The organism is uncultured Methanobrevibacter sp. (assembly GCF_900316895.1).
GTDB lineage: Archaea > Methanobacteriota > Methanobacteria > Methanobacteriales > Methanobacteriaceae > Methanocatella.
In genome coordinates this window covers 1-4195 of the sequence record NZ_ONER01000115.1, presented here as the reverse complement: position 1 = coordinate 4195, position 4195 = coordinate 1, and the positions used below count along the sequence as shown (strand labels likewise).

Sequence of the window (4195 nt, the reverse complement as noted above, 5' to 3'; positions counted from 1 at the left end):
AGTCTCACTGAAGAAGGTCAACGGCAAATACCTCAAGGGTAAAGTGCTCAAGATCAAGTTCAACAAGAAGACTTACAAAGTAAAAACCAACAAGAAGGGCGTTGCAACATGGAAAGTCAAAAAATCCATGCTCAAAAAGCTCAAAGTCGGCAAAAAATACAAATACAAAGTAACCTACGGAAAAGATGTTGTAACCAAAAAATTAACAATTAAAAAATAGGGATTCATGAATCTCTATTTTACCCTTTTCTTTTTTTCGACCCCATCCAACTGTCCAAATACTCAAAGAATCCCTTATATTCTTGCTATTTTTTGTTTTCAAATAATTTTTTGAAAAAAGAAATATGTGTACACTAAAGTATTGCCAATTTGGCATGTTTCAAGATGTGATTTAATTAATGGCATGTTTCAAGATGTGATTTAATTAATCTCATTTGAGGTATGATTTTGGATTACATCTGGGGTTTATAAAACTGATGTTAAATCATACCTTCAAAATCGATTAGTAAGAATAAATTATTGAAAATTTATCTTACAATAATTAATATATCTATTTATAATATATATTTTTGCCTATTTTTTATTATAATTCTTTTATTTATAAATAATACATTTTTATTTGTATTTTTTTAATAACAATTGAATTTTAATAATTTTTATATTTTTTGATATTACTTATTTTTATCATCGTTTAAATTTTTTATAGAAATTATTTTAGTAAATAAAAGTTACTAAAATAGAAAACTTTTTATATATAGTGGATTCTAAATATATTTAAATAGTATATGAAACTTAATTTTTTAATGATGAATTTAATACAAGTGAGGTTTGTTTATGAAATTTGAAGAAAAAGAATCAGTTGAAGATTCTGTCGAAGTAGTCGTTGAACCTGAAATCAGGGAAGATGATGATGGTGAAGAAACCAAACCTATGTTAGATTATAATAATATTAAAAGCTCACAAGATATTGAAGTTCCACCTTTATTAATTGATCAGGTCATTGGGCATGAAGAGTCCATTGAAACAATTAAGAAAGCTGCAAAACAAAGAAGAAACGTTTTGCTCATTGGTGATCCGGGTGTCGGAAAATCAATGCTTGCTAAAGGTATGGCACAAATATTACCACATGAAGTTCTTCAAGATGTATTAGTATACCCTAATGTGGAAGACAACAACCATCCGTTAATCAGAACAGTGCCTGCAGGTGAAGGTAAAAAGATAGTCAGAGCAACAAAAGGCTCTGCTAAAGGTCATGAAGAAAGAAAAACAATTATTACCATGTTTGCAATTGGAGGAATATTGGTAATTGGATTTATGTATGGAAGATTGCTGGAATCAATTATTGCTGCGGCATTAATCCTGCTCATATCAATTCAAATTAAACCGAAAACTAATAACATGTCCCCAAAATTATTGGTAAATAATGAAGAGGCAAGATTTGCTCCGTTCATGGATGCAACAGGAGCTCATGCAGGTGCACTTTTAGGTGATGTACGTCACGACCCATACCAGTCAGGAGGATTAGGAACTCCTGCACATGAGCGTGTCGAAGCAGGAATGATTCACAAGGCCAACAAGGGAGTTTTATACATTGATGAAATCGGTACAATGAGCATGAAGACCCAACAGGAATTGCTGTCTGCAATGCAGGAAAAGCAGTATTCAATTACAGGTCAAAGCGAAAACTCATCAGGTGCAATGGTAAGGTCCCAGGCAGTTCCATGTGACTTTGTGCTTGTGGCATCAGGAAACCTCCAGGTTCTTGAAGGAATGCATATAGCAATGAGGTCAAGAATCAGAGGATACGGTTATGAAGTGTTCATGAAAGACTACATGGACGATACCACTGAAAATAGGGAAAAGCTTGTCCAGTTTGTAGCTCAGGAAGTCAAAAACGATGGAAGAATCCCTCATTTTGCAACCGATGCATTGGATGAAATCATCATGGAAGCGAAAAGAAGATCTGGTAAGCAGAATGCATTGACATTAAGATTAAGGGATTTGGGCGGACTTGTACGTTCCGCAGGAGATGTAGCTATTGAAAAAGGCTCAGACATTGTAACTGCTGAACATGTTGTTGAAGCTAAGAAATATGCAAGAACCCTTGAACAGCAAATAGCAGACAGATCCATCATGCAAAGAAAAGATTACAGTATGGTGTCTGCTGAAGGTGGAAGGGTAGGTCTTATCAATGGACTTGCGGTAATTGGGGATAGAAGTGGAATTGTATCTCCTATTGCGGCTGAAGCAGCACCTACACAATCCAAAAACGGTGGTCAGATTATAGCTACCGGTAAATTGGGTGAAATCGCTCAGGAATCAGTTCAAAACGTAAGTGCATTAATCAAAAAATACACCAACAAGGATATCTCCCAGTATGATATTCACATTCAGTTTATCCAAACCTATGATGGTGTTGAAGGGGATTCTGCAAGCGTAAGTATCGCAACTGCAGTGATATCCGCTATTGAAGAAATCCCAATTGATCAGACCGTTGCATTGACTGGTTCACTAAATGTTCGTGGAGATGTAATGCCGATTGGTGGAGCAACCGCCAAAATCGAAGCGGCTGCTGAAGCTGGAATGAAAAAGGTATTGATTCCAAAATCCAACATGAAAGATGTGATGATTGAGAAGAAATACGAAGACATGATTGAAATCATTCCAACTGAAACTTTAAGTGATGTTTTGGAAAACATTTTGATTAGCGGTTCCAACAAGGATAGGCTGATTGAAAAAATGAAAAACATCGGTTCTAAAGTGGCTGATAAGGTCCCACAAACAAGTATTAATAATCCAACTACCAATTAGTTGGATACTCTTATATTTTTTTTTAATTTTTAATAGTTATCTGTAAATCTTTTTTTCGATTTTTAATTATTTTTTTCATTGTCCATTAATTATAAATATTTAATTATCAAAATGTATTATTATGGTTAGTAGATTGAAGTTTTATTTGGCAAAATTATCTGGTAAAGTTGTGACTCAACTTTCAAAAATAGGTCCTGGTGGCGGAAAGAATATCCCAGGATATGCCTTTGATAGAGTTGGTGGTCATGAATCAATTTCTGAGCTTGCAAAAGATTTAAAGATTGGTTCAGTACTTGTCACTGGAACCAATGGAAAGACAACTACTACCACGCTATTCATTAGGCTGATGACCGGAGACATAGAATTCAGAAAAAGCTTCGAAAACAATACTATCCATTCAATTGTTACTGCAATCCTAAATCAAAAGGGTGATTTGGGTATTTTTGAATATGGAATACGTAACTTGAAATACGGAATTCCTGATACTGTTCAAAGACTTATAAATCCAATTGGTGTTGTCTACACAACAATTTCTAAAGAGCACACTGCTGTGGCAGGTGTAAAAAATCCATTTGAGGATTATTACAAGGCTAAAGTCTTATTGTCCAAAGGCATGACTCGAGGGGTAGTAGTTACAAACTGTGATGATCCAAGAACTGCGCTAATTGGAGTCAATAAACAGAAGGATATTAAAGTAAACTATTATGGATTGGCGATTGATGATATCGTGGACGATGATGCAAATCCGGTTGAATGTCCTAACTGTGGTGAGACTTTAGATTATTCAATGAGATTTTTAAGTCATAGGGGACGTTATTCCTGTAAATGCGGATTTAAACGACCGGAACCTAATGTCAAGTTAACCAATGTAGAATTCAACAATGACAATTGGAAATTGACAATTGTAGGGGATGTTTATAATTATACAGTTTCCAAAAACGTCCAATTTGAGGTAAACCTTACCGTTCCTCCTTTCGGAATACATAACATTTACAATACATTGTCCTCAATTACCGCTTATGCAACTTTCACTCCGAAAACCGAAAATATCAAAAGTAAGGTTGAAAGCGTTTTCAATAATCTGGACATGTCATTCATTCCGCCAGGAAGGTTTGAAGTTGTCAGATATAATGACAAATTCATTGGAATCGGCCAGGGGGACAATGGGGATGCAACAAAAATCAATGCAAGATTCATGAGCCAGTATGTTGACGGTCCTTTGGAATTTATCTACACCACTCCGGATGTTGATGAAGAGGAAATCTTTGAGGATCATTATGAAGTAATCAAAAGCATGAATCCTGAACATATAATTGTTGTTCCTGGAAGGAAATCCATAGAAAAAGCTAAAGAGTATTATGAGATAATCAAAAAGGATTTCGAT

3 protein-coding genes are annotated in these 4195 nt (G+C 34.8%); all 3 read left to right on the top strand.

The window, feature by feature from the left end:
* Window positions 1-220 (top strand): hypothetical protein (locus QZN27_RS09270; RefSeq protein ID WP_296786776.1); only part of this gene is annotated, 220 nt, incomplete at its 5' end.
* A gap of 710 nt (window positions 221-930) precedes the next feature.
* Window positions 931-2811, top strand: a complete 1881-nt coding sequence (gene lonB, locus QZN27_RS09265) for an ATP-dependent protease LonB (protein ID WP_394346865.1) — start codon at window positions 931-933, stop codon at window positions 2809-2811.
* A 121-nt stretch (window positions 2812-2932) separates the two neighbouring features.
* Window positions 2933-4195: Mur ligase family protein (locus QZN27_RS09260; RefSeq protein WP_296786770.1), on the top strand; the 1263-nt coding region annotated here is incomplete at its 3' end.

Coding starts and splice junctions, on each gene's coding strand:
- lonB (WP_394346865.1), top strand. CDS start 931: ATGTTAGATTATAATAATATTAAAAGCTCACAAGATATTGAAGTTCCA.